Genomic DNA, 26,510 nt, shown 5'->3' on the forward strand with positions numbered 1-26,510 from the left:
GAAATGGTAATAGGTATTGTAGGTTTGGGGTATGTAGGGTTGCCTATTGCCATAGAATTTGGAAAGAAATTTGAATGTGTGGGGTTTGACATAGATGAAAGTAGGATAGAGGAATTAAAAAAAGGTATAGATAAGACAGGAGAGGTAAAGGAAGAATTAGAGGATACATCTGTGATTTTTACCTCCAATGCCTGCCTTTTAAAGAGATGTGATGTGGTTGTTGTTGCTGTTCCTACACCTATAAATAATCACAATATTCCTAATCTTGAAGCTTTAAAACATGCAAGTAGAATTGTGGGAGAAAATATAAAGAAAGGAGCGATTGTTGTTTATGAATCTACTGTTTACCCTGGTGCAACAAATCTTGTATGCAAACCCATAATTGAACAAGCCTCAAAAGGTAACAACTTTAAGATAGCTTATTCTCCGGAGAGGATAAATCCTGGTGATAAAGAACACCGTTTCTCGGATATAGTGAAGATAGTGTCAGCAGAAGATGAAGAAACATTGAATGTAGTAGTTTCTTTATATAAAAGTGTGGTAAAAGCAGGTATATATAGAACATCTTCTATAGAAGCGGCGGAAGCGGCAAAGGTTATAGAGAATACGCAAAGGGATCTGAATATAGCTTTGGTGAATGAACTTTCCGTCATATTTCATAGACTGGGATTGGATACAAAGGAAGTATTAGAAGCAGCTGCCACCAAATGGAATTTTTTAAAGTTTTCACCAGGTTTAGTGGGTGGACATTGCATAGGGGTTGACCCTTATTATCTCACCTATAGAGCAGAAGAGATGGGCTACCATCCCGAGGTAATTTTAGCAGGAAGGAGAACAAATGATTCTATGCCTAATTTTATTGCTAGTAATATAGTAAAGATGCTTATTAAACAAAATATTCCTGTTAATGGTGCAAGGTTGGCTATTCTTGGCCTTACCTTTAAAGAAAATGTGCCAGATTTACGCAACACGAAGGTTTATAACTTGGTGGAAGAACTTTCTTCTTATGGTATAGAGGTTTATCTGCATGATCCATTAGCCGACGAAGAGGATGCTTATGATATTTTTCATCGTCATCTCTGTTCTTTTGATGATTTTACTGAGCTGGATGGCTTTTGTATATGTGTAAAACATAGATCTTATATGGACCTTGACATAAGAGAGTTAAGACAATATTGTCGGATAGACAAACCGTTGTTTGTTGATATAAAAGCTATATTTAGTGAAAGGAATGTTCAAAAGGCAAATTTTGTGTATTGGAGGTTGTAATTGGTAAAAAAATTAACAGTTCTTTTTCTTTCACTTTTTTTGGTTGCCTGCGCAGCGAATAAAAAGATGATACCAGAGGAATCGGAGAAAGGTGCATTTGAGTGGTATAATAATGGTATACAATCTTACATAAATCACGATTATGTAGCGGCGGAACATGATTTGCGTATGGTGAGAGAGCAGCATCCAGGTAGTGTTTATGCCAAGAAGGCTTATCTAAAGTTAGGTGATGTTTATTTTGCTAAAGGTGAGCATATACTGGCTCGTGAAGCTTACGGGCGGTTTATAAAGTATTATCCTCACTCTCCTGATGCAGTGTACGCACAATACAAAATTGCTACCTCTTTCTGGCGGTGTAGAAATTCCTATGATAGGGATCAAACCCCTGTAATAAAGGCGTTAAAAGCGTTTGTGGGTTTAAAGAGAGATCATCCTTCAAGTTCGTTTGCTTGCCAGGCGGATACTTATATTATGCAGTGTGTGGACGAAATTTACAGGCATGAATTATTTGTCAGTAAGTTTTACTTTCGACTGCACGATTATAATGCGGCATTGAATAGACTTACATTCATGTCTCATCACTTTTCAGATTTGAACTTTACAGATGAGATGTTGTATCTTTTAACAATGAGTTATTATTACCTGAACAGGCGAGAGGATGCTCAACTTTTTTTCAATGAACTAAAGAGAAAATATCCACAAAGTGAATTTGTTGAAAAGATAAAGGATAAAATAGAGAAATGAGGCTTGTTTTAAAGAAAGAGATATTGGAAATTGTAAAGGATAGTTTAAATGGGGAATTGTGGGAATTAGATGAGCCACCCGCGGATGTATTTGAAAAGGGCAATGAATTATACATAGAGATAGAGATACCGGGAATTGAGTTGAAAGATATTCATGTGGTATATACAGGTGATAAAATTGTTGTTTATGGTGTAAAAAAGAGAGCTGTTTTAGGGAGGAGTGTAAAATATATGAGAGCAGAGAGAGTGTTTGGTGGATTCAAGCGGTTAGTATTGCTTCCAGTAGCAGTTGATGGGAATAAGATAAGGTCTGTATATAAAAATGGTGTATTGACTGTGATTTGTGAGAAGAGGGTATAATTTATGGAACTGAAAGATGAAGAAATTAATATTCCCGATGTGCTTCCAGCTCTTCCGTTAAGAGATGTGGTTATATTTCCGTATATGATTATACCACTTTTTGTGGGAAGAGACTTTTCTATAAGGGCAATAGACGAAGCTCTTTCTAAAGATAGATTGCTTATGCTTGTTGCGCAGAAAAGGCCAGAGGACAATGAGCCAGAGGCGGAGAATATTTATACAGTAGGGTCAGTGTCTCTTATCTTGAGAATGATAAAACTTCCCGATGGAAGAGCAAAGATATTAATACAGGGTTTATCTAAAGCGAAGATTACGGAGTTTAAAAAGGGAAAAGCCTTTATGGAAGTAGGTATAAAAGTGATAAAAGAAGAAGGCGTGAGAGGTCATGAGGAGCAGTTAGAAGTTGAAGCACTGGTGAAGAATATAAGAACTCAATTGGACAAGCTTGCTTCATTGGACAAGAATATTCCTGCTGATTTGGTTATTGTTGTAAATAATATCGACGAACCAAATAAATTTGCTGATGTTGTAGCTTCTAATATTCATTTGAGGACAAAAGTTGCTCAGGAGATTTTGGAAACTGTATCTTTAAGGGATAAATTGTTTAAGTTGAGTGCTTTTTTAGATAAGGAAATTCAGCTTTTGGTAGTGAGGGATAAAATTCAAGATGCAGCGAAGGGAGAAATATCAAAGACACAAAAGGAATATTTTTTAAGAGAACAGCTTAAAGCGATTAAAAAAGAATTAGGTGAAGAGGGAGAGGGTGTTGATGAAACAGAGGAATTGAAAAGAAAGATTGCTGAAGCTAAAATGCCTAAACTTGCCAAGAAAGAAGCGCAAAAACAATTATCCAGATTATCAAAGATGCATCCTGATAGTGCGGAAGCCACAGTAGTGAGAACATATTTGGATTGGATGGTTTCTGTGCCCTGGAGCAAGTCTACAAAGGATTATCTGAATATAAAAGAAGTAGCGAAGGTGCTGGATGAGGACCACTACGACTTAAGAGAGGCAAAGGACAGAATTTTAGAGTATCTCTCTGTGAGGAAATTAAAGAAGGAGACCAAAGGTCCTATTTTGTGTTTTGTAGGACCGCCTGGTGTTGGGAAAACATCTCTGGCTAAATCTATCGCTCGAGCAATGGGCAGGAAGCTGTGTAGAATATCTTTAGGAGGGATGCGGGATGAAGCAGAGATAAGAGGACACAGGAGAACATATGTAGGAGCACTGCCGGGAAGAATAATTCAGGGGTTAAAACAGGCAGGAACGAAGAACCCCGTATTTGTATTAGATGAAGTAGACAAATTGGGAACAGATTTCAGAGGAGATCCTGCATCCGCTTTATTGGAAGTGCTTGACCCTGAACAAAATTGTGAATTTGAAGACCATTATTTGGGCGTGCCTTTTGATTTATCTAAGGTATTTTTTATTACCACCGCCAACACTACAGAGAGCATTCCGTCCCCTCTATTGGATAGAATGGAAGTCATAAAGATTCCAGGCTATACGGTAGAGGAAAAGACGAAAATTGCTCAGCGTTATATCTTGCCTAAAGAGATTAAAAACAACGGTTTAGAGAAATATAATATTGGCTTTACGGACAATGGTATAAAAAAGATCATTGAAGACTATACAAGAGAGGCAGGCGTGAGGAATATGGAAAAAGAGATAGCTTCTATCTTAAGGAAAATTGCACGTCATATAGCAGAAAAGGCTACAGAAAATAAGACATTTCGTATAACAACGAGAAATATAGGTACGTATTTAGGTGCCCCTAAGTATTTTACAGAAGAGAAGCTGGACAAATGTTATACAGGTGTAGCTACAGGGTTGGCCTGGACACCAGTGGGCGGAAGTATCCTGTTTATCGAAGTGGTGAAAGTGAAAGGTTCGGGAAAGCTTATGCTTACCGGCTCCTTGGGGGATGTGATGAAAGAATCTGCCCAGGCTGCAGTAACTTATGCACGCGAGCATTATAAGGATCTGGGTTTAAAGGAAGATTTTTATCAAAAGATAGACTTGCATATTCATGTTCCCGAAGGTGCTACGCCAAAAGATGGACCATCTGGGGGCGTGGCAATAGCCTCCGCGATTATCTCCTCTTTATCCGACAAACCAGTGCGCAATGATGTTGCCATGACTGGAGAACTTACCCTAACAGGAAGGATATTGCCGGTGGGAGGGATTAAAGAAAAATCACTGGCCGCATTGCGAGCAGGTATCAAAGAAATAATTGTACCTCTTCTAAATAAGAAAGATGTGGGAGAGGTTTCTAAAGAGATTGTTGAAAAAGTGAAGTTTCACTATGTGGAAGACATGACTCAAGTAATTGATCTCGTTCTTATAAAGTAAAGGGCAGATTATTGGTAGAGAAATTCATTGCTTTGAGATACCTGGGGGGCAAGAAGAGTTTTATTTCTCTTACCTCTTTTTTTTCTGTTTTAGGAATTACGGTAGGAGTAGCTGCATTAATTGTAGTTTTGTCTGTGATGAACGGTTTTAATTCCACGCTGACGGAAAAGATACTGGGGGTCAACCCTCATGTGATAGTGATGAGCTATAATCATTTTTTCAGTGAAAAAAGAGTAGCGGAAATAGAAAAAATGGGCTACCAATCTTCGCCTTTTTTGCTTTCTCAATGCATCGCATCATCTGGCAGGGTGAGTGTAGGTGCATTGATTAGAGGAATAAATTTTGAGAATGCACCGGTGAAAAGATATTTTTCCGTTGAGAAGCAGGGTGTAATTGTAGGTGAAGAGTTGGCTAACATTTTAGGCATAGGGGTCGGGGATAAAGTAAGATTGGTTTTCCCCTCGATGAAAAAAACGGCCCTGGGTTCTGTACCTATGTCCTGGGAAGGCAAAATTAACGGTATTTTTAATTCAGGCATGTATGACTACGATGCATCCATGATTTTTATACCACTTAATAAAATGCAGGAAATTTTAGATATGAGGGGAGTAATTACAGGGATGGGCATTTACCTGAAAAATCCTTTTAAAGCAAGAGACATAGTAAGAAACATGTCTGCGAGACTTTCCTATCCACTTTATGCTCGGAGTTGGATGGATATGAATAGGAATTTTTTTTTCGCCTTAAAATTGGAAAAAGTGACTATGTTTATCGTTCTTTCCTTAATTGTTCTGGTGGCCATTTTAAATATTTTAAGTAGTTTGACGATGTCCGTAATGGGTAAAGTAAAAGATATTGCTGTGTTGGTTTCTATGGGAGCAACATCTACTAATATTAAAAAATTATTTGTTATTCAAGGCTTTATCTTGGGACTAAGCGGTGTAGCAATGGGAAATATATTGGGTTTTATTATCTGTTTTGTCTTGAAAAAATATCATTTTATAAGTCTTCCCTCTAATGTATACTATGCCACTACCCTTCCTGTGGATATTCATTTAATGGATGTGGCTATTATTTCGTTGTTTACTCTTTTTCTTTCTGTTTTTGTTTCGCTTTATCCGGCACACAAAGCCTCTAAATGTAATGTAATAGAGGTTCTAAAGTGAATTTTTTGATTAAAGCCTGTGGTATAAAACGTTCTTTTTTCAGCGGAGGAAAGAGAATAGAGGTTTTAAAAGAGCTGGATCTGGAGGTATACGAAGGAGAGATAATAGCGATAATAGGTGTTTCTGGTTCTGGAAAAAGCACCCTGCTCCATATTTTGGGATTAATGGATGCACCAGATGAGGGAGAACTTATATTTTTAGGGTTGAAAAATCCTTTTTCTCTCGGTGAAAAAAAGGTTGCATCTCTGAGAAATAGGGAAATAGGTTTTGTTTTTCAGTTTCCTTCTTTACTTCCTGAGTTTAGTGTGTTAGAAAATGTATTGATGCCGACATTTATTGGAGGGTTTAAAAATAAAGAGAAACGGGCAACGGAGCTTTTAAAAAGTATGGGTTTAAAAGAAAGCCTTTTTAATAGGAGAAGCTACATGCTTTCGGAGGGCGAGAAACAAAGGGTTGTTTTGGCGAGAGCTTTAATAAACAAACCTCGGTTGGTTATAGCAGACGAACCGACGGCGAGCTTAGATGAAAAAACGGCTGCAGAGATATTCGATTTAATTAAGAACATTAATAGGTTTTATGGACAGACATTTATTGTAGCTTCTCATGACAGAACATTCTTAAGTAGGTGTGATCGCTCGTTTTTCCTTCATGGGAGTAAATTATATGAAACTTAGATTGTTGTTTTTTATTTTTGTTTTTTCCTTGTTTTCTGTTTCTGTGTTTGCTCAAGATGTGGTAAAGGTGGATGTTAAGGGGTTGGTAAGAACAGATAAGCTTACTGTAATGGATGTTATAAAAACGAAGGTAGGGGGAAAATATAGCATAGAGAAAGTTGATAACGATGTTCGTCGCATATATAGCTTGGGGTTTTATAATAACGTAGAAGCAGATGTTGAAGATGTAAAAGGCGGGCGGAGTGTTACCTTTATACTGAAGGAAAAGCCGTCTATAAGATTTATTACCTTTGTTGGAAATAAAAAGTTTAAAGATAAAGAGTTACTCAAAAATTGTGAAACAAAACCTTATCGAATACTCACCCCAGATTTGGTAACAGAGAGTATAGAAAGAATGAAAGCATTATATACAAAAAAAGGTAGATATCTCACTGAAATCTTCTGTTCTGTTAAATCTGTTCCGGAAAATAGGGTGGACATTGAATACACCATTCATGAGAGTAAGAAAGTAGTAGTAAGAAATATAAATATAATTGGTAATGAACATATAAAAAATAGTGTTATTGAAAAGGCAATGGTAACCCACAAAAAACACGGTCCATATATTCTTACATTTTTACCCTGGTTTTATACAGGTAGGTTTAATGAAGATGCTGTTTTGATGGATAAAGAGGCAGTGAGAGATGTTTATCTAAAGAAGGGTTACGCTGAGGTGAGTGTAAAGGATCCTATAATAGCGGTTGATGTTTCTCGTTCCTGTATAGACATGGATATATCATTAAAGGAGGGACAAAGATATACTCTAAAAAATATAGAGTTTAAAGGCGAGGAGCCTTATAATATTGAGTTTCTGAAGAAACAAATGAAGTCTAGGGAAGGAAAGTTTTTCAATGGTGTCGCTTTTAGACAAGACATAATGAAGATAACTGACCTTTATGGGCAGAAAGGCTATGCATTTTGTGATGTAAAACCCATTATTCATTTGGATAAAAAGAATAAAATGATTGATGTTACCTTTGTTATAGATAAGAGACATAAAATTTATATAGATAGGATAGAAATTGTGGGCAATGAGAAGACAAGGGACAATGTAATTAGAAGAGTGCTGAAATTAAAAGAGAGAAGTCTCTACAACTCCAAGTATTTGAGAGACAGTAGAAGAGGGCTGTATAAAACAGATTATTTTAAAGAAGTGACAATTACTACAAAACGGGTGGATAAAGAAGATAAGCTCAATGCACGGGTAGCAGTGAAGGAGAAACACACCGGGTCATTTAATGCTGGAGTGGGTTATGGTACATTTAATAAATTCAGTGTAATGGGCAGTGTGATGGAAAGAAATCTTTTGGGGACAGGGTTGCATGCTTCGTTCAGCGGGAACATAGGTTCTCGTACCTCATTGTTTGATCTTACAGTAACTCAGCCCTGGCTATTCAATAAACCCATCTCTCTTTCTGGAACACTATACAATTCAAAGTATGACTATACAAGTTATGATGAGCATGCTTATGGAGGTAAGATAACGCTTGCTCGTAGGTTTTTTGATAATACATTGAAGATAGGTTCTACCTATGGTCTTTCCTTAGAAAAGATAGATATAACGGAGTCAAACCCCAGTAAGTATCTTAAGGATCAGGAGGGAAGACATACCGAAAGCTATGTTACTCCATTTATAGAAAGAGATACATTAGATAGCAGTGTTTTTCCCACCAGCGGTGCTCTCTCAAATGTTTCTGTGCGTGTTGCAGGACTGGGCGGAACAGAGAGATATACAAAAACTGTCGCTTTCCATTCCATTTATCATAAGTTATTTTCATCACCCCTTATAGCTCATGTAAGGGGAGAAGCGGGATATGCAACGGGTATTTCAGGTAAGCATGTTCCTATTCAGAATAAGTTTTTCTTGGGAGGCATAGATAGTGTGAGAGGTTTTAGCGAGGGGAAGATTTCTCCCGAGGATGATGAGGGAAATTATATCGGCGGCGAGAAGGAGATTGTATTTAATTCTGAGTTGATCTTTCCCATATTGACTGAGTTGAATTTTTATGGTGTGGCTTTTTATGATATGGGTAATTGTTGGAGGATGACAGAAAGTCTATCTAGCTTAAGAAAGGGAGCAGGATTGGGTTTGAGGTGGATTTCTCCTTTAGGACCGATGAGAATAGAATGGGGCAAGAACCTTTCTCCCAAAGGAGACGAGAAGGGCTCAGTATGGCACTTTACAATGGGAATGGTATTTTAAGGAGGTATTATGCAAAGAGTTTTGTTTTCTTTTGTTTTGTTATTCTTTTTTACCAGCACTGCCTTTTCTTTGAATGTAGGTGTTGTTGATTTGCAGAGAGCATTAAATGAGTGTGAGGCGGGGAAAGTTGCAGTGCAAAATTTGAAAAAGACAGCAGAAGTAAAGAAAAAAATTATTGAGAGAAAAAAAGCAGAGTTGACGAAATTGCGTGAGGAGCTTTCCAAAAAAACTTTGAAAGAAACAGAGAGAGGCAAGAAAGAAGCGCTCTATGAAACAAAAGCTAGGGAATTGCAAAATTTTATGGGAAAGGTTCAGGGGGAAATTTCAAATAAAAGCAATGAGTATCAAAGTAATATTCTAAAAGGCCTTGTGGATATGACTAAAAAGATAGCGAAGAAGGAAAAAGTAGATATTGTGATAGAGATACACGGTGGGATAGTTTATTTCAGTCCTACAATGGATTTAACGGATAAACTCATAAAGGCATATAACAAATTTACTCAGAAGAAGAGATGAAAGTAAGTGATTTGGCTAGAGCTTTACAAATTAAATTTGTGGGTAACGAAGAATTAGAAATTAGTGGTGTTGCTTCTCTAAATTCGGCGAAAGACAACGATTTGGTTTTTGTGGCGCATGAAAGCTATGCTGAAGGTCTGAAATTAACCCGTGCGAGGGCTATTCTCGTAGCCGAAGGTTTTAATTGTTCCCGTTTTCCGCAGAAGACATTTTTTCTTTCTCCCAATCCTCAACTTTCCTTAGCCAAGGTTTTATCATTGTTTTATCCTCCGAAAGTACATTTTAGAGGAATAAGCGAAATGGCATCTGTGGATAGTAGTGTTAAATGTGATGAGGATGTGGGTATAGCTCCATTCGTTTATGTTTCTAAGAATGTTCATATTGGGAAGGGAACGCAGATTTTTCCTTTTACATATATTGGTTCTGATGTGGATATAGGAGAGAACTGTCTGATTTATTCGCATGTGGTGTTGAGGGAAGGTACAAAAATAGGCAATAGAGTGATCTTGCAACCTGGGGTTGTAATCGGTAGTGATGGATTTGGATATGCGGAAAGAGGAGATGGTTCGAGAGAAAAGATTATGCAGGTAGGTAAGGTAGTTATAGAAGATGATGTGGAAATTGGAGCAAATACCACTATAGACAGAGCGACATTTGATGAAACGCTGATAAAAAAAGGCACCAAGATAGACAATCTGGTTCAAGTTGCTCACAATGTGGAAATAGGAGAAAATAGTGTAATAGTAGCTCAAGTAGGTATTGCAGGCAGCACAAAGATAGGAAAAAATGTAATTTTAGCCGGTCAGGTAGGCGTGGTTGGACACATAAGGATTGCTGATGATGTTGTTGTTGGTGCCAAATCTGGTATCCCTGGAAATATTAGAAAAAAAGGTACATATTTTGGCATACCGGCGATAGAACACAAAAGGGCACTGAAGAATATGGCGATGGTCAATAGACTGCAGCAATTTTATGAACGGGTGAAACTTATTGAACAGAGATTGGAGAAGGTAGAGGAGAAACTAAAATGATGGATATAGAGGAGATTAAACGCATTTTACCCCATCGCCCACCATTTTTACTCATTGATAGGATTATTGATGCGAAAGAGGGTTCTTCCATCACGGCGATAAAAAATGTAACCTACGATGAGCCGTTTTTTGTTGGTCATTTTCCTCATAAAGCGATTATGCCTGGCGTTTTGATTGTGGAAGCTATGGCTCAAGCAGGCGGTGTTTTGTGTTTTTTATCTTTAGACGAGAAGGGACCGACGAGTGATAAGGTGGTGTATTTTATGGGGATAGAAAGGGCAAAATTCAGAAAACCTGTGATACCTGGTGACAGTTTAGAGTTGAAGGTAAATATAGTAAAGAGAAGAGGGAACATTTGGAAACTTGCAGGAAAAGCATTTGTTGAGAAAAATGTTGTGGCAGAAGCAATTATAATGGCTCAGGTAGTTTAAATGATTCATCCTACGGCGATAGTAAGTAAGAAAGCAGAGATTGGAAAAGATGTAGAGATAGGACCTTATAGTTATATAGGGAAAAAGGTGCAAATAGGAGACAATACAAAGATTGGTAATAATGTAATAATAGAAGATTACACAACTATTGGGGAAAATTGCAATATTTTTCATCATAGTGTATTGGGTACTGTTCCTCAAGATATTAAGTTTAAAGATAAAGAGACGCAACTTATTATTGGTGATGATAATATTATCAGGGAATTTGTTATGATTAATAGAGGAACAGGGTATGGTGGAGGTGTTACTCGTATTGGAAATGGAAATTTTATTATGGCTTATGCCCATATTGCACATGACTGTATGATTGGGAACAATGTAATTATGGCCAATGTAGTGCAGTTAGCAGGTCATGTTATCGTTGAGGATTTTGCCTGCATAGGTGGGCTTGCAGCTGTTCATCAATTTGTTAGAGTTGGTGCATATTCTATGGTTGGTGGTGTGAGTGGAGTTTCTCAGGATGTTTTGCCTTATATCTTAGTAGTAGGCAATAGAGCCAAACCGTATGGTATAAATGTTGTAGGACTGTGCAGACACGGATTTAGTAGAGAAGATATAAAGACAATCAAACAAGCCTATAAGATTATATTTCGTTCTCATCTTTTGTTAAAAGAAATAATAAAGGAATTAGAAAAGGAAGAATCTCCGTATATAAAGAAAATCCTGGAATTTGTACATTCTTCTAAGCGTGGTTTTTGCAGGTGAAGAGATTACTTTTGGTTTGCGGTGAGCCATCAGGAGAAAAATACGCCTCTTTATTAATAAGAGAGTTGAAAAAGTTGGATGATATAGACTTTGTTGGGTTGGGTTCACATTTTGTTAAAGATGAAATTGAGTTATTAGCCGATTATAGGGATATATCTGTTGTTGGAGTGAAAGAAGCAGTGCCAAAGCTTAAAAGGGCACTTGAGATATACGGTAAGATAAAAGATGTAATAGATGATGTAGATGGAGTAGTTCTCATTGATTTTCCAGAATTTAATTTTAAGGTGGGGAAACTTGCTTATAAAAGAAAGAAGAAGGTTGTCTACTATGTTGCTCCTCAGGTTTGGGCCTGGAGGTCCTATAGAGTGAAAACAATGGCAAAATTTTGTGACAAGATTATCACTGTTTTCCCTTTTGAACGCGCATTTTATAGAAATTTTCCTCATCATGAAAAGGTTTTTTATTTTGGTCATCCTATCTTAGATGTATTGGATGGGAAAATAGGTATTCATAAAGAAGAAGATATAGTACTACTGCTTCCTGGTAGTAGAAAGGACGAGATAAGTTACAATTTACCTATTATATTTGATGCAGCGAAGAACTTGAAGAAAAGACTCCCTAAATTCACATTTGTGTGGGCAACAGGTGGGAATGTGGATACAGATTTTATAAAAAATGTAAAAAATAAATATCCGTTTATAGAAGTGGCAGAAGATACCTATCACATGATGGACATCTCAAAGATAGCTATTGTGGCTTCTGGCACCGCTACCTTAGAATGTGCCGTGTTTGGGTTGCCTATGATTATCGTGTATAAAATATCTCGTTTAAGTTATCTTTTAGGTAGGATACTTGTTCGTCGAGTAAAAGATATTGGATTGCCTAATATTATAGCGGGAAAGAAAATCGTTCCGGAACTTATTGGAGGAAATGCCACTCCATCTTATATAGAAGAATTAATTATTCATATATTGACCAATAGGAGTATATACACCAGTCTCAAGGATAGATTATCGGGGGTGAAAAGCTCTCTGGGAAAACCTGGTGTTTCTTATTCTGCGGCTTCGCTTATCTATAATTCTTTTTATTCCTGATGTGGACTTTTCTTATCTTTCTTCTATTAAGATTTTACCGTTTGTTTTTTAAAGTAAGGGTTAGCTGGAGTTTTAAGAGAGAAGATATTCATTCTCCTGTAGTATATGTATTTTGGCATGGGAACATGTTCGTTATGCCATTTCTTTATAAGGGTGGCTGTATAAAGACACTTGTCAGCACCCATCATGATGGAAGGTTAGCTACTCAAATTATACGTTTTTTTAGTATTGGTAATATTCCTGGATCCAGTCACAGAAAACCTTACCAGGCATTTAAATTGATGTTGAAGGCAATAAAAAAGGAAAATTGCGATATTGCTATTACGCCGGATGGACCGACAGGTCCTTATCACAAGATGAAAAAAGGACCACTGGAATTAGCTTATTTGGCGAAAGTACCTATAGTTCCTATAAGAGTAAAACACAGAAGAGCATGGCAACTCAAGAGTTGGGATAGATTTTTTATCCCTAAACCTTTAAGTGAAGTGAGTGTTAAGTTTTTAGAACCTGTTTATGTTAATGACAAACAAGACATAGAAAGGATAAACTCTTTTATTGGTGATGTTTTATGAACATTATGTGGATAAGTAAAATTCAAAAGACCTTACTTCCCTTGCTTTTTCCTCTTTCTATTGTCTTTGGGAAAGTATTATATTTGCGCAGAATTTTGTACAACAGTCTTTTTTCTAAGAAGATTACGGATATTAAGATTATTGGCATAGGCGGTATTACCTTAGGAGGTGCAGGGAAAACACCGGTTGTTATAAGGATAGCTAAAGCATTGAAAGATAGAGGTAAGAGTATATGTGTTATAGTAAGCGGATACGGAGGAAAGATAAAAGTTCCTGCTCTTGTTTCTGATGGGCATGATGTGTTTTTTGATACACCTTTTGTCTCCGATGAGGCATTGCTTATTGCCGGTAAGGCGAATGTTCCTGTGATTAGCGCTAAAGATAGAATAAAGGGTGTTGAATATGCTAAAGATATGGGTTTTAAATATGTAATCTTAGATGATTCTTTTCAATATTTGAAAGTAAAGAAAAACTATGAGATATTGGTGTTGAATGGAGAAAATCCCTTTGCGGACGGACTTCTATTCCCTGCAGGAGGCTTGAGAGAAAATAAAAATTGTGTAAAATTTGCGGATCAGGTAATTTCAGTGTATAAAAGTAAGGTTGATAGTACAGTATGTATAGGTAAAAAGGCAGTATTTAAACCTGTAGGTATATTTAGTAGAAAGGCTGAGAGAATTTTCCCTCGTAGTGCTTTTATCTTTTGTGCTATTGGCAACCCACTGTCTTTTAAAAGCAGTGTTAAAGAGATGAATATTAGGATTGTAGGCGAAAGATTTTTTATGGATCATCATATATATACCAGTGCGGATAAGGAGAAACTCCTTAACTTAAAATATAAGACAAATGCTGATGTTTTACTCACCACCACTAAAGATATGGTAAAATTAAAAGATTTTGATTGTGCGTATTTAGATTATACCTTGGAAATAAAAAATATAGATGATTTGATAAGAGAGATAGAGAATGCTTAGATTAGTTATCAAAAGATTATTTGTATATGTAAAACCTTACATTAAGTATTTAATCATATCCAGTATATCAATGGTAATTGTGGGAGGATTAACTGCCCTTATTGCCTATTTAGTAAAACCTGTTTTGGATGATATATTTATTTCTAAAAACAAACAGATGCTTATTCTTTTACCTATAGCTGTAGTAATTGTTTATCTTCTAAAGGGTATTTTTACTTATCTTCAAAGCTGGTATGCGGCTTATGTAGGTGAAAATGTATTGTTCAAGATAAGGAATAACCTATTTGAATGCATATCTATGCTTTCTTTAGATTTTTTTGACCGTTATCATACGGGGGAGCTTATCTCCAGGGTAATGAATGATACGGAAATGCTGCAGGAAGTTGTGGCTCGCACTATACCGGACGCGATAAGAGAGTCATTTACCGTTGTTTTTCTACTTGTTGTTATATATATGAACAATGTGAAGTTGGCTCTCATCTCTACCATTGTTTTTCCTATAGCTGTTTATCCCCTGGTAAATTTAGGTAATCGCTTGAGAAAGATTGGCAAAAAGAGACAGGAAACAGTGGCAATGGTTACCACCATTCTTCAAGAAGCATTCACAGGAATAAGGGTGATCAAGGCGTTTGCCACAGAGAAAAAAGAATCAAAAAAATTTGAACAAAAAGGAAATGATTTCTTAAAGATAAACTTGAAATCGGTGCGTGTATCAGAGCTCGTTTCTCCTTTGATGGAGTTTATCGGTGCGATAGGGCTTGCTTTTCTCATCTGGTTTGGCGGCTATTTAGTGTTTAAAGGAACTATTACCGTTGGTGGTTTTTTCTCATTCGTAGCCGCTTTATTTATGCTCTATAAACCGTTTAAATCTATCGCTCGTGCCTATGGTAAGATGGAGTCTGTTCTTCCTGCTGCTGAGCGTATATTTGGAATGATGGATAGAAAACCCACAGTGATAAATAAGAAAAACGCAATAGAATTTGTAGAATTAAAGAAAGGTATAAAGTTTGAAAATGTTTCTTTTTCCTATGAAGATAAAGAGGTTTTAAAAGATATAAACCTGTTCATTCCTGCAGGAGAAATTGTTGCTTTTGTGGGCGAGAGCGGAGGAGGGAAATCCACATTGATGGATCTTATTCCTCGTTTCTATGATATAAACACCGGTTGTATATGTTTTGATGATACGAATGTAAAGGATTTTGAGCTGTCTTCTTTACGCAGACACATCGGCATTGTGTCTCAGCATACATTTTTGTTCAATGACACCGTGAAGAACAATATATCTTATGGTATGGACGGTAAAGCGAATATGGAGGATATCATAAGGGTATCTACGGCAGCCTTTGCTCATGATTTCATTCAGAAATTACCTCATGGTTATGATACGGTGTTAGGAGAGCAGGGATTTACGCTTTCAGGCGGTGAAAGACAGCGTATAGCTATTGCTCGGGCTTTGTTAAAGAATCCCCAAATTCTCATTTTGGATGAGGCAACGGCAGCATTGGATAGCTCGTCGGAGGAAATCGTTCAAAAAGCCTTAAATACTTTAATAAAAGGAAGAACAACATTGATTGTTGCCCATAGGTTTTCTACTGTTTTGAATGTTCCTACAATTGTGGTGATAAAGGATGGAAAGATTATAGATTGCGGAAATCATCAGGAATTATTTGGTCGCTGTGATTATTATCGTAAATTGTATAAGATGCAGTTTAAAATATGATCTTTTTGTATAATCTCTTTATTGTTTTAGCTTTACTTCTCGCATCCCCTTTTCTTATTTATAAGATTTTTGTCAACAAAAGATGGCGATACAGGGTAAAAGAACGTTTTTTACCTAAAAAAATAAAAAAGGATAATTTTTTTTTACTCCATGCTTCATCCTTAGGTGAGATAAATGCATCTAAAGTATTGATAGATGAGTTAAAGAAGAGATTTTCTTTAGATGTTGTGGTTACTACATTTACGGATACGGGTTTTAAAAGGGCAAAACAGTTGTATTCTTCCGTTTATTTTCTTCCCTTAGATATCTTTTTCCTTTATTCAGTGATGTTTTATAATAAACCAAGATTTGCGGTTCTTTTTGAAACGGAGTTATGGCCTTCCTTGGTATATTTTTTAAAGGCACATCACATTCCCATATTTATCGTGAACGGAAGAATGAGCAAAAGAAGCTTTAAGTGGTATCGTTTCTTTTCTTTTTTCTTTAAACCTGTTTTGCAGATGTTTGATGCTATTTTTGTGAGAAGTGAAGATGATAAATCGAGGTTTCTTAAACTAACAGATGGCAGGGGAATCATAAAAGTATGTGGCAACATAAAGGGATTTCCGCCTGTTGAAGAGACAAAAGAGGTAGATTTGTCACCACAATATGATGTAATTACATTTGGTAGTATACATGCAGGAGAACTTGATATAATAATACCTGTTGTAAAAAAGCTTATAAATAAAAAAAGAATGATTGTAGTAGCTCCTCGTCATTTAGAAAAATTATCTCTATTTGAAAAGAGATTGAAGGAAGAAAATATTGATTATAGAAGAAGAACCGAAAAAAAATGGGGGAATACAATACTCTTAGACACATACGGGGAATTGGTTTCTTTTTATAAAAATAGTAAAGCAGTATTTATTGGGGGTAGTCTAATCCCCAATATAGGAGGACATAATCCCATAGAAGGACTTCTATCTGAGAGGAAGGTAATATTTGGTCCTTTTATGGATAATTTTAAAGAAGAGGTAGATAGAATTATTAGGATGGGATTGGGGTCTTATGTGTATAGTGGAGAAGAATTAGCAGAGAAGATGGAAGAGGTTTTGCAAGAGAAAAACGGGAAAAATGAGGGATTTTTTGATTATTATAAAAATGTTCTTTCTTGCTATGTGGATGGTATTGAGAAACTATTGATGAGTGACGAAAAAAACCTATAATATATACAATGAATTTTAAAAAAATTCTTGTCGTTCAAACCTCCTTTTTGGGAGATACAATACTAACACTGCCATTAATAAAAAGTATTAAAAAGAGTTTTCCTGATGCTGTAGTCTTTTGTTTAACTATACCTCAAAACGGTGGTGTATTTTCAGGTAATAAAGATATTTCTGGGATAATAACATATGACAAGCATGGTAAAGAAAATGGCATAAGCGGTTTTATAAGAAAACTAAAAGAAATAAAGCAAGAGCACTTTGATGTTTTAATATCTGCTCATCGTTCCATGCGTACTTCATTGCTTGTTCTGTTTTCGCATATCCCATTGAGAATAGGTTTTTCTGATTCTGCTATGCCTTTTGTGTATAACAGGATTGTGAAAAGGGATCTCCACATTCACGAAGTGGAAAGAAATCTCTCTCTTTTAAACCCTTTAAATATTGGTAAGGAAAAATGGAGTTATGATGCAGAACTTTATTATCCTGAGGAAGCGAAGGCATTTTGTGGCAACATATTTGAAGCTTATGGAGTGAGAACCGAACTGAAGATAGGTATAAATCCATTTTCTATATGGCCTACTAAAAAGTGGCCCAAGGAAAGATTTAAGGCTCTTGCAAAGCGTATTACAGATGAGCTGCATGGTCGGGTGTTCGTCTGTGGAATGGAAAGGGACAAAGAAGAAGCCTCTTTTATAAAGGGTGACAATGAACGTATTATAAATCTTGCTGGAAAGACAAAATTGAAAGAACTATTCTGTCTGATCTCTCAAATGGATGTTTTTATAACCAATGATTCTGGTCCTATGCATATTGCTTGTGCTTATAATGTTCCTACGGTGGCTATATTTGGTCCTACAGTGCCCGAGTTTGGTTTCTCTCCCTGGGGGAAGAGATGTACTGTAGTGGAAAGAAAGGGCTTGAAATGTCGTCCCTGTGGAAAGCACGGAAATTTTCGTTGTCGTGAGGGACATTTCAAGTGTATGCTGGATATTTCCGTAGACGAGGTTTTTGTAGCAATGAAGAGGTTTGTAGATGAGAATACTCGTCATTCGTTTTAGTTCGCTGGGCGATGTAGTACTTTCTACAGCTTTTATTTATTCTTTAAAAAAAATATATTCTAATGCATTTGTTACTTATGTAACAAAATGTAAATACAAAGATGTGATAGAGGGCAACCCTTCTGTTGATCGTGTTGTATGTTTGGAGGAAAATGAGTCTATAGTTTCCTTAGTACATAAAATAGAGGATAGATTTGATATTCTGTTTGATCTCCATAATTCTCTACGCAGTAATATGTTATCTTTCTTTATAAAAAAAAGGAGATGCCTACGCCTTTGCAAACATACACTGTTTAGACTCTCTTTGATAAAAAAAAATAGATTTTTAAGATTACTCTCTATTAAAAAACCTTTGGGCGGAGTGATTGAATGGCAATTATCTCTGCTGGGCGTTCAGAATAAAAGATTTTTTCCTCATCTCTTTGTAGATAAAGACACAAAGAACAATGTGTCAGAAATGATGGGTAACCACTTTAAAGATAGATTTTTAGTGGGTTTTGCAGCGGATAGCAGGTGGAAGACGAAGATGTGGGGATCAGATAAATACAGTGCATTGGCTGAGAAAATACTATCCTGGAATAAAAATGCTGTTTTATTTTTGTTCGGAGAGAATAAAGAGATAGGCGATCGGATTGAAATTGTTTGTCCTCACAGGATATACAACCTTATGGGTAGATTGACGATAAAAGAGGTAATTGCATTGATTAGTTTTATGAATATTTTTGTGAGTAATGACTCCGGATTAATGCATATAGCAAATGCTTTTCGTATTCCACTGGTGGCTATATTTGGTCCTACGGTTAAGGAGTTTGGTTTTTATCCTCGAGGTGAAGAGGTAAGGGTGGCGGAGGTAGATGTGCCGTGCCGTCCTTGCTCGCTTCATGGAACAGATGTATGTAAAAAGGATTACCAATGCATGAAGATGATTTCAGTTGATGATGTTTTTGATAAAGTAAAGGAGGTATCGCAATATGCAAACCAGCGTGCCCGTTCTTCTATATCATCATATAAATGAGGAAGGGATCCCACCCGAGCTTTTTGAGGAACAGTTAAAATTCTTAAGGGGAGAAGGTTATAAGTCTATTGGATTAGAAGAGCTTGCCCTGTATATGAAAGAAGGCAAAAAAAACTGGCAGAAGGCAGTGTGTATTACATTTGATGATGGTTATTTAGACAATTGGGTTTATGCCTGTCCTTTGCTTAAAAAGTATGAATTTAAAGCCCTGCTTTTCTTGGCTACATGGATGGTGGAAGAAGAGACAACCACCAGTTTCAATCTGCAGGATGTATGGCAGGGGAGAATAAAAAAAGAGAGGCTGTCCCCCTGTATGTCTACCTGGAGTATAGTAGATAATTATCCAGCAAAGACAGAACGAAGATTATGCTGGGAAGAAGTGAGACAAATGAATAAAAGTATTTTTGATGTGCAATCTCATACTAAGCGTCATCGTAAAGTTTATGCAGATGGTAAAATTAGAGGGTTTAATCAGCCCAGAAAGAAAAATAGTATATGGGAAAGTATAGATGGTGATGAACGTTACGGAACACTTAATTTTTTGAGAAAACCAGAGTTGGCAAACAATCGTTTTATTCCCGATAAACTGCTGAATGATGAATTAGCTGAGTATGTATTGAATAATGGCTATGTGAATTTTTTTAAACAAGACAGGTGGAAAGAAAAATTGGAAGATATAGTGAAAGATTATCACAAAAGACATGGAAAAATAGGAAGAATGGAAACAGACGAAGGACGCTGTGAGAGGATAAAAAATGTATTATTCATAGGCAAGGGGGAAATAGAAGGTGAGATAATGAAGAGATGCTCTGCATTTAGTTGGCCCTGGGGAGCATACGATGATTTGAGTATAAAAGTAGCACAGGAAGTGGGGTTTAAGTATCTATTTACCGCTAAGCCCGGTTCTAATTCGCCAGGTGATGATGTGCTTTTTATAAAGAGATTTAATGTGTGGAAGAAGGATTTGAACTGGTTTAAGTCTCGCATTAGGCTTTATTCAAATAAATTGAGAGCAAGGTTGTATGGCGGTATGTATAGAAAAATTTAGCGTTCTGCATATAGATACGGAGAAGAGATTTGGCGGAGGACAAAAACAGGCTTTAATTCTGGCAAGAGGATTGAGGAATGAGGGGATAGAAAGCGTATTTGCTTTAAAAAAAAGTGCTGTATTGAGGGAAAAAATAGGAAGTGAGTTTGAATGTGTTACATTTTCTTTTAAAGGAGAATGGGACCTGCAAAGTGCACTAAAGATTTTATCTTTTGTGAAAAAAAGGAATTTTTCTATTGTTCATTCTCATACTGCTCATGGTGCTTTTTATTCTGCTTTTTTAAAGCTTTGGGGAATAAAGACAGTGCACACTAGAAGGGTTAGTTATCACATCAAAGGATTTTTAAAAAAAACCAAATATAGGTTACATGATGCCATTGTCTGTGTTTGTTCGTCTATTAAAGATAATTTTTCTTTTATTGATGATAGAAAATTGTATGTTATACATAGTGCAGTGGATATTAGGGGAAATGATATTTCAAGGAGCGTGGCAAGAAAGAGACTGGGGTTGCCTGTAGATGGAAAAGTAATATTGAATGTAGGAAACATTTTACCCATGAAGGGACAAAAGATATTATTGGATGCTTTTGCTTTATTGAATAGAAGGATTTGTCTTTTGATTGCCGGAGATGGCGACAAAAGTATATTACAAAGGATGATAAACGATAAGGGGTTAAGCAATGTTTATCTGTTGGGCTTTGTAGATGATGTAGAAAAACTTTATCCTGCTACGGATGTAGTGGTGATCAGTTCTACAGAGGGGGAAGGCTCGCCTGCGGTGTTAAAAGAGGCATTCTGGTTTGGTATTCCCGTTGTGGCTACGGATGTAGGAGGGATAAGAGAGATAGGTGAAGGGGCATGCCTCATTGTTCCTCCCGATGATGCATCGGCCATTTTTCATGCTGTAGAGCGCATTTTTAAAGATGAAAAATTGAGGGATATGCTTATTGAAGCAGGTAAAAAAAGGGTTTATCTTTTTTCTCCTCAAAATATGGTAAAAAGGTATATAGATGTGTATGAGAAGGTTTTATGGGCATAAGATTGAATATATTTGATAACAAAACCCAGCTTCAAAACATACCGCAGAAAACAGGAGTATATCTCATAAGGAATAGAGAAGATGAAATAATTTATGTGGGGAAAGCTAAGAATTTGAGAAAGCGGGCATCTTCTTACCTGCACCCAGAAACCCTTTCACCGTTCAAGCAGGCAATGGTAAATGAAGCAGGGGAAATAGAAATTGTCGTGGTAGAAAAAGAGAAAGAGGCGTATCTGTTGGAATGCAGTTTCATCAAGGAATATCGTCCTCCCTATAACATCGTTTTGCGAGATGATAAGAGTTACCCCTACCTGAGGCTTACACTGTCCCAGAAATTTCCCTCTCTTACATTAGCTCGACGTGTAAAAAAGAAAGGTGATCTCTATGTTGGACCTATTACTCCTGTAAAAAAATTAGGAGGAATACTAAGGGTTTTACGGAGAACATTTCCTATAATTCAGAGGGAAATCAGTTTTTGTCTAAAGAGGAAAGAACCCTGCATCTACTATCAGATGGGGCTGTGTTCCGCTCCTTGTTGCGGAAAGATTAGTGAAGAAGGATATGGGAAAATAGTGGAGGAATTAAAGCTGCTTTTACAGGGGAATGGAAGAGAATTGGTAAAAAAACTAAAGGAGCAGATGAAGCAATGCGCAGAAAATTTAAATTTTGAGAAAGCTGCAAGATTGAGGGATAGGATAAATGCGGTCAGGCTTTTTTACAAAGGACAAGAGATTGTAGAAATGAAAAACTATACGGCAGATGTTATAGGCTTTGCCTATGAGCATGGTGCTTTGTGTGCTAATATTCTTTCGGTCAGAGGCGGTAACATCACTGCCAGTCGTTCATTTTTTTTGGAAAATGTGGACGATTCTTTTGAGATAAGGGAAAACTTTATTGTACAATATTATTTAAAAGGTGAGTTTCTTCCGAAAGAAATTGTAACAAGTAAGTTGACAAAAAGAGAGATAATACAGGAGTTATTGAATACAAAATTGGTCGTGCCCAGGAGAGGTAAAAAAGTGAATCTCTTAAGAAAAAGTGAGGAAAATGCGCAAACAAATCTTGAGATATATCTTCGGAAGGTGCATATAGAAGATGTAATATTAGAAAAGATAAAAGAATATTTGTCTTTAAAAAAGATTCCTTATATATTTGATGTATTTGATGTTTCCCATATTGGAGGAACGAATGTAGCAGGTGCGAGCGTGAGATACAGCAGGGGATTTGTCAAGGGTATGTATAGGCGTTTTAGTATGGAAAAAGGTGTTTGTGATCTGGATTGGATGTGTGAGCTTGCGATGAGGCATATAAAGAATATACAGGAAGAGGGAAGGAGCATGCCGCATGTGATTTTGGTAGATGGAGGAAAGAGGCATGCAGATGTTGTAAGAGAAGTTGTTCCTCACTGTATTTCTGTGGCAGGCATTGCTAAAGAGAAAATAAATGATAGAGTGAGAAGGGCAAAAGGGGATGTTTTGGATAGGATTTATACGAAAGAAGGTAGAATGGATGTGGACGATGATGTCTTGCGTTTTTTTCAAAAGCTGAGGGATGAGGTGCATAGGTTTGCATTGAGTTTTCATCGCACAAAGAGGAGAAAAATGGCGCTCACCTCCCTGTTAGATAGGGTTGAGGGTGTAGCTCAGGCCAGAAAAAGGTTGCTTTTAAGACACTTTGGTAGCATAGAGGCAATTGCTAAGGCAGATTGTAATAAAGTGGCTAAGGTGGGAAAGATAAGTATGAAACAGGCTTATCGTCTGGTTGAGAGATTCAGGGAAATATCGTGAAAAAAATATTCCTGTTAATTATATTTTTTTCCTTGTGTGCATGTGCTACGCCCCAGATTAAAACATATCATTCGTCGTCTCTTTATTATCATTATATGCTTGCTCATATCTACATAAATGAACATAAGATTGATAAGGCAAAAGCAGAATATGAATGGATGCTAAAGAATAGCAAAAAGCCGCTTTTTTATGAGGAATATGCCAGGCTTTTAGCAAGAGGGGATCCTGAAAAGAGTATTCGTCTTTTGCGAAGGGCTATTGATATGGATCCGGATAGAAAATCTGCCTATCTTTTACTATCTGGTTTGCTCTTGCAGCTTTCAAGGGTTGACGAATCGGTTGTTGTGCTTCGTGATGCGTCTCACAGGTTTCATGATGCGGATATATATTTGAGATGGGGGCTTATCACTGTGAGCAAGGGTGATGTTGCAGAAGCCTTAAAGATATGGAGAGAAGGGTTGTCTTTTAATCCTGATGATACCTCATTACTTTTTTACATTGCCTTAGAATACAGGGAGGGACATTTTTACAAAACTGCTCTTGTCTATGCTAAGAAAGCATACAGTTTGAATGAACAATCAGCTAAGTTAGCTCTTTTAGTAGGGGATATATATATGGATGAGGGTAAGTTAAAAAAGATGGTTTCTTTTTATGAATATGCCTTAGACAAGGTGGGAGACAAGGTGCCTTTGTTGATTGAGCTTTCACAGGCTTATGAAAAATTGAATATGCCGCAAAAGGAAGAAAAAATATACCAGCGACTTCTTAAGCACGAGGAAGATATAGATGTTATGGAGAGACTAGGTATATTGTATATTAAAAGAGGAGAGTATAAAAAAGCCGTTGATGTTCTGGATAGATTGCGCAGAATTGAGGAGAGTGATCGCGTCAATTACTTTTTGGGCTTGGCTTATTATCTTAAGGAAGATTACCCGCAGGCATTAAAATTTTTCTCTTATATAAAGATAGGTAGTGGTTTTTACTCTTTGGGTGTGCAGAGAACTGTAGATATGTATAAAAAAGAAAAAAAAATGAAAGAAGCCATTGAAGTTTTGAATAAGGCTATAGACTTAAAACCGTTAGATAGCGAGTTGTATTTTTCACTCGCCTCTTTGTATGAGGAAAAAAAGGACTGGTTGAAGGTTGTGGATGTTTTACAAGAGGGAATGAGCAGGATTCCTCTTGATGTAAACTTCCCGTATTACTTAGCAGATGTGTACTATGTAGATTTGCACGATGTAAATAAGAGTATTGATTATCTAAATAAAGTATTAAATATAGACCCGAATAATGCCTCCGCTTTGAATTACTTAGGTTATCTGTATATAGATGAGGATATAAATGTAAATAAAGGCATGGAGTTGGTAAAAAAAGCATTGAGTATTTCTCCAAACAATGGATATTATTTGGATAGCTTAGGCTGGGGTTATTACAGGCAGGATGATTATAAAAAGGCGTTGGAGTATTTAGAAAAGGCATTGAATGCAGTTGAAAATGAACCTGTTATCATGCTACACTTAGCCAATTTATATGTAAAGTTGAACAGAAAAAAAGAAGCAATGGATATGGTAAATAAAATTTTAAAGATTAAACCGGACGACAAAGATGCAAGAGAATTTCTCCAAAGTATCCAAAAATAATCTTCCAAATATTCTTTCCTTATCAAGAATATTTTTGACTATACCAATAGTTATTTGTATTTATACGGGTACTGATTTTTCCAATATTATTGCTATATTGCTTATTCTTGTTGCCGCTGCTACCGATGTTTTAGATGGTTTAATTGCCAGACGGATGAAATTGGTCACTGATGTTGGGAAATTTCTTGATCCCCTATCCGATAAGATTCTCATATGTTCTATATTCATAACAATGATAGAAACCATTCATATTCCCTTTTGGGCGGTTATTCTTATTATAGTTAGGGAGCTTTCTGTAACCAGTTTAAGGAGTATGGCTGTCCAGAAAGTGGTGTTGGAAGCAAAGTGGGCGGGCAAATGGAAGACTGCTTTGCAGCTTATCTGTATATTGTTACTTTTGTCTAAATTTAAGATATATGGATTATGTCTATTTTATCTTGTTGTGATTTTGACTTTATTTTCTGGCGCAATGTATTTTATATCCTATTTTAAGAAGTATGATAAAAATCCTTAGGATGATAAAGGTAGAGCATACTGTCTTTGCCTTCCCCTTTGCCTTTGTGGGTGCGTTGATGGCAATTCATGCTATACCCCCTTTAAGAATTATTTTTTTTATCGTTGTTGCGATGATCAGTGCTCGTTCGGCGGCGATGACTTTGAATAGGATTATAGATCGAAGATTTGATGCGTTAAATATACGCACGAAAAATAGAGAGATACCAGCAGGCAAGGTGAAAGTAAGAAATGCGTGGATATTTACCATTGCTTCACTTATCGTATTTGAGTTTTCTGCATTTTGTTTAAACAATTTGTGCTTTATGCTTTCTCCCATTGCCCTTTTTTTTATTCTCACTTATTCTTATAGCAAGAGATTCACGCCTTTATGTCATCTGTATTTGGGAGCCACGGATGCGATTGCTCCTTTGGGTGGCTATATAGCGGCAAAAGGAGCTTTTGGGTTAGATGCAATTTTTCTTTCTTTAGGTGTGATGTTCTGGATAGCAGGATTTGATATTCTGTATAGTCTTCAAGATGTGGAATTTGATAAAAAGGCAGGTCTTTATTCCTTGCCCGTGTCTTTGGGCGAAGATAAAGCTTTGATTATTGCTCGTCTGTTTCACCTTTTTACTGTTGTTCTGTTTTTCCTTGCCTTTTATTATTGCGGATTGCATATCTTTTCTTATATAGCTGTTGTTATATCTGCTTTCCTCCTAATCTATGAACACCTGCTTGCCCGTCCTCGTGAGTTGGATAAGATCAATATTGCTTTCTTTAATATCAATGGTTATATTAGTATTATCCTGTTTGTGTTTGTTTTTATGGATATTTTAATATTATGAGTGAGACCTTTTTCATCTGCCAGGCTATATTTGATGTAATGGTCGTATTGTATTTAGTAGCAGATAAGTTTATACAAAAGAGACAGAAGGTAACATTCTTGACTTTGATGGATATGGCAAAGAACCTAATGGAAAAAGAACGCATTTTGGCCGAGAAATTAAAATCTGAGATGGAAAATTATAAAAAAGATAGACAGAAACTGTTAGAAGATATTAAACAGAAAAACGAAATGTTTTTACATTTGTTTTCTATCTGGGAAAAATTGAAGGATAAGCCTGATTTAAAGGATAAAATCTTAAATTTGGAAGAAAAAGGCTATGATATTTCTTCTATTTCAAAGGAATTAAATCTACCGGAGGAAGAAGTAAAACTTTTCTTTGGGGTTTAAATAAAAATACTCAATATATTGCATGAATGATTTATTCTACTTTTATCTCTATAGTCTGAGAATCTTTTTCTTTATATTCT

The 26,510-nt window shown here is 36.4% G+C and carries 25 protein-coding genes; all 25 read left to right on the forward strand.

Annotation, left to right across the window (positions count from 1 at the left end; all coding sequences use genetic code 11):
• Nucleotides 1–3 precede the first annotated feature (3 nt).
• Genes J7J10_00640 through J7J10_00760 form a run of 25 tightly spaced genes read left to right on the forward strand, consistent with a single transcriptional unit; the run spans nt 4 to nt 26,430 of the window.
• Entirely contained in the window at nt 4–1,269 is a 1,266-nt protein-coding gene (locus J7J10_00640) for a nucleotide sugar dehydrogenase (GenBank protein MCD6129453.1), read from the forward strand.
• On the forward strand, nt 1,270–2,013 hold the full coding sequence (gene bamD / locus J7J10_00645) for an outer membrane protein assembly factor BamD (GenBank protein MCD6129454.1): 744 nt from the start codon (nt 1,270–1,272) through the stop codon (nt 2,011–2,013).
• Complete coding sequence (locus J7J10_00650) at nt 2,010–2,372, forward strand: Hsp20/alpha crystallin family protein (GenBank protein ID MCD6129455.1); 363 nt, start codon at nt 2,010–2,012, stop codon at nt 2,370–2,372. The genes bamD and J7J10_00650 overlap by 4 nt, the downstream gene beginning before the upstream one ends.
• A 3-nt stretch (nt 2,373–2,375) precedes the next feature.
• On the forward strand, nt 2,376–4,724 hold the full coding sequence (lon, locus tag J7J10_00655; GenBank protein MCD6129456.1) for an endopeptidase La: 2,349 nt from the start codon (nt 2,376–2,378) through the stop codon (nt 4,722–4,724).
• A gap of 11 nt (nt 4,725–4,735) precedes the next feature.
• A complete protein-coding gene (locus J7J10_00660) occupies nt 4,736–5,890 on the forward strand; it encodes an ABC transporter permease (protein ID MCD6129457.1) in 1,155 nt (384 codons plus the stop codon).
• Nucleotides 5,887–6,564 (forward strand): ABC transporter ATP-binding protein, encoded by a 678-nt coding sequence (locus J7J10_00665; protein MCD6129458.1) that lies wholly within the window; start codon nt 5,887–5,889, stop codon nt 6,562–6,564. Before J7J10_00660 ends, J7J10_00665 begins: the two co-directional genes overlap by 4 nt.
• A complete protein-coding gene (bamA, locus tag J7J10_00670) occupies nt 6,554–8,806 on the forward strand; it encodes an outer membrane protein assembly factor BamA (GenBank protein MCD6129459.1) in 2,253 nt (750 codons plus the stop codon). Before J7J10_00665 ends, bamA begins: the two co-directional genes overlap by 11 nt.
• 9 nt (nt 8,807–8,815) lie before the next feature.
• Nucleotides 8,816–9,322 carry an OmpH family outer membrane protein gene (locus J7J10_00675; GenBank protein MCD6129460.1) on the forward strand — a complete coding sequence of 169 codons (507 nt, stop codon included), beginning with the start codon at nt 8,816–8,818 and terminating at the stop codon, nt 9,320–9,322.
• A complete protein-coding gene (lpxD, locus tag J7J10_00680; GenBank protein MCD6129461.1) occupies nt 9,319–10,353 on the forward strand; it encodes a UDP-3-O-(3-hydroxymyristoyl)glucosamine N-acyltransferase in 1,035 nt (344 codons plus the stop codon). Before J7J10_00675 ends, lpxD begins: the two co-directional genes overlap by 4 nt.
• Nucleotides 10,350–10,784 (forward strand): 3-hydroxyacyl-ACP dehydratase FabZ, encoded by a 435-nt coding sequence (gene fabZ / locus J7J10_00685; GenBank protein ID MCD6129462.1) that lies wholly within the window; start codon nt 10,350–10,352, stop codon nt 10,782–10,784. Before lpxD ends, fabZ begins: the two co-directional genes overlap by 4 nt.
• Nucleotides 10,785–11,549, forward strand: coding sequence for an acyl-ACP--UDP-N-acetylglucosamine O-acyltransferase (gene lpxA / locus J7J10_00690; GenBank protein ID MCD6129463.1), 765 nt, complete (start codon nt 10,785–10,787; stop codon nt 11,547–11,549).
• Nucleotides 11,546–12,643, forward strand: a complete 1,098-nt coding sequence (lpxB, locus tag J7J10_00695) for a lipid-A-disaccharide synthase (protein MCD6129464.1) — start codon at nt 11,546–11,548, stop codon at nt 12,641–12,643. Before lpxA ends, lpxB begins: the two co-directional genes overlap by 4 nt.
• A gap of 41 nt (nt 12,644–12,684) precedes the next feature.
• Nucleotides 12,685–13,215 carry a lysophospholipid acyltransferase family protein gene (locus J7J10_00700; GenBank protein MCD6129465.1) on the forward strand — a complete coding sequence of 177 codons (531 nt, stop codon included), beginning with the start codon at nt 12,685–12,687 and terminating at the stop codon, nt 13,213–13,215.
• Nucleotides 13,212–14,189: a tetraacyldisaccharide 4'-kinase gene (gene lpxK / locus J7J10_00705; GenBank protein ID MCD6129466.1), complete on the forward strand. Its 978-nt coding sequence runs from the start codon at nt 13,212–13,214 to the stop codon at nt 14,187–14,189. Before J7J10_00700 ends, lpxK begins: the two co-directional genes overlap by 4 nt.
• Entirely contained in the window at nt 14,182–15,909 is a 1,728-nt protein-coding gene (locus tag J7J10_00710) for an ATP-binding cassette domain-containing protein (GenBank protein ID MCD6129467.1), read from the forward strand. Before lpxK ends, J7J10_00710 begins: the two co-directional genes overlap by 8 nt.
• On the forward strand, nt 15,906–17,114 hold the full coding sequence (locus J7J10_00715) for a hypothetical protein (GenBank protein ID MCD6129468.1): 1,209 nt from the start codon (nt 15,906–15,908) through the stop codon (nt 17,112–17,114). The genes J7J10_00710 and J7J10_00715 overlap by 4 nt, the downstream gene beginning before the upstream one ends.
• An 8-nt stretch (nt 17,115–17,122) precedes the next feature.
• Nucleotides 17,123–18,172: a glycosyltransferase family 9 protein gene (locus tag J7J10_00720; GenBank protein MCD6129469.1), complete on the forward strand. Its 1,050-nt coding sequence runs from the start codon at nt 17,123–17,125 to the stop codon at nt 18,170–18,172.
• On the forward strand, nt 18,147–19,187 hold the full coding sequence (locus tag J7J10_00725; protein ID MCD6129470.1) for a glycosyltransferase family 9 protein: 1,041 nt from the start codon (nt 18,147–18,149) through the stop codon (nt 19,185–19,187). The genes J7J10_00720 and J7J10_00725 overlap by 26 nt, the downstream gene beginning before the upstream one ends.
• Nucleotides 19,144–20,235, forward strand: coding sequence for a polysaccharide deacetylase family protein (locus J7J10_00730; GenBank protein MCD6129471.1), 1,092 nt, complete (start codon nt 19,144–19,146; stop codon nt 20,233–20,235). The genes J7J10_00725 and J7J10_00730 overlap by 44 nt, the downstream gene beginning before the upstream one ends.
• Nucleotides 20,210–21,274, forward strand: coding sequence for a glycosyltransferase (locus J7J10_00735; GenBank protein ID MCD6129472.1), 1,065 nt, complete (start codon nt 20,210–20,212; stop codon nt 21,272–21,274). Before J7J10_00730 ends, J7J10_00735 begins: the two co-directional genes overlap by 26 nt.
• On the forward strand, nt 21,265–23,061 hold the full coding sequence (gene uvrC / locus J7J10_00740) for an excinuclease ABC subunit UvrC (GenBank protein ID MCD6129473.1): 1,797 nt from the start codon (nt 21,265–21,267) through the stop codon (nt 23,059–23,061). Before J7J10_00735 ends, uvrC begins: the two co-directional genes overlap by 10 nt.
• On the forward strand, nt 23,058–24,701 hold the full coding sequence (locus J7J10_00745) for a tetratricopeptide repeat protein (protein ID MCD6129474.1): 1,644 nt from the start codon (nt 23,058–23,060) through the stop codon (nt 24,699–24,701). The genes uvrC and J7J10_00745 overlap by 4 nt, the downstream gene beginning before the upstream one ends.
• On the forward strand, nt 24,667–25,215 hold the full coding sequence (pgsA, locus tag J7J10_00750) for a CDP-diacylglycerol--glycerol-3-phosphate 3-phosphatidyltransferase (GenBank protein ID MCD6129475.1): 549 nt from the start codon (nt 24,667–24,669) through the stop codon (nt 25,213–25,215). Before J7J10_00745 ends, pgsA begins: the two co-directional genes overlap by 35 nt.
• Nucleotides 25,199–26,041 (forward strand): 4-hydroxybenzoate octaprenyltransferase, encoded by an 843-nt coding sequence (locus J7J10_00755; protein MCD6129476.1) that lies wholly within the window; start codon nt 25,199–25,201, stop codon nt 26,039–26,041. The genes pgsA and J7J10_00755 overlap by 17 nt, the downstream gene beginning before the upstream one ends.
• The gene (locus tag J7J10_00760) at nt 26,038–26,430 is read left to right on the forward strand and encodes a hypothetical protein (GenBank protein MCD6129477.1); all 393 of its coding nucleotides are present in this window, start codon (nt 26,038–26,040) and stop codon (nt 26,428–26,430) included. Before J7J10_00755 ends, J7J10_00760 begins: the two co-directional genes overlap by 4 nt.
• Nucleotides 26,431–26,510: the final 80 nt, after the last annotated feature.

The organism is Deltaproteobacteria bacterium, from assembly GCA_021159305.1.
Taxonomy (GTDB): domain Bacteria; phylum Campylobacterota_A; class Desulfurellia; order JAGGSF01; family JAGGSF01; genus JAGGSF01.